This window comes from Dactylosporangium siamense, from assembly GCF_016862795.1.
GTDB classification, from domain to species: Bacteria; Actinomycetota; Actinomycetes; order Mycobacteriales; family Micromonosporaceae; genus Dactylosporangium; species Dactylosporangium siamense.
Map to the genome: position 1 here is coordinate 1 of NZ_BONQ01000280.1, position 894 is coordinate 894.

Annotated in this window: 1 protein-coding gene; it reads left to right on the forward strand. The window is 69.0% G+C overall.

Annotated elements, in window-relative coordinates; all coding sequences use genetic code 11:
• On the forward strand, positions 1 to 894 hold an 894-nt coding region (locus Dsi01nite_RS56940; protein WP_203854887.1), incomplete at both ends, for an AMP-binding protein.

The following is an 894-nucleotide window of genomic DNA, read 5'->3' on the forward strand; positions in this document are numbered from 1 at the left end:
GGGCCTGGGCGCGGGCCGGTATGGCTTGGTCCAGCCGCTGGTCGCGGATTTCGCGAACACGGTCTTGCTCAGTTCGCTGGTCAGCGGTGGTTGTCTGTGTGTGCTGGACCCGGCGCTGGCGGCGGATGCGGCGGCGGTGGCGGAGTTCGTGGCCCGGGAACGCGTTGATTACCTGAAGTTGGTGCCGTCGCATTTGGTGGCGTTGGCGGCTGGTGGTGGCCTGCAGCGACTGTTGCCGGCTCGGGCGTTGATTCTGGGTGGTGAGGCGGCGGCGGTGTCGTGGGCGCGGGACCTGGTCACGGCGGCGGGTGAGTGTCGGGTGGCGAACCATTATGGGCCGACGGAGACGACGGTTGGTGTCGCGTCCGGGTTCCTGGATGGGGATGTGCTGGCGGGTGAGGTGGTGCCGTTGGGTCGGGCGTTGCCGAATGACCGGTTGTATGTGGTGGATGGTTCGTTGCGTCCGGTGCCGGTCGGGGTCGTTGGTGAGTTGCTGGTCGGTGGGTTGGGTGTGGCGCGGGGGTATGTGGGGCAGCCGGATCTGACCGGGCAGCGGTTCGTCGCGGATCCGTTCGCTGGGGGTGGTGCTCGGGCGTATCGGACCGGGGACCGGGTCCGGCGTCGGGTGGATGGTGGGGTGGAGTTCCTGGGTCGGGTGGACACGCAGTTGAAGGTGCGTGGGTACCGGATCGAGGCCGCCGAGGTCGAGGCGGTCCTACTGCGCCATGCTGGGGTGCGGGCGGCGGTGGTGACCGCGGACGGATCTGATGCGGGTCGGCGGTTGGTGGCGTATCTTGTCGCGCCGGACGGTCTGCCCGAGCCGACCGAACTGCGGGACTGGGCTCGGCGGTTCCTGCCGGAGTACATGGTGCCGGCGGTGTTCGTGGAGTTGGA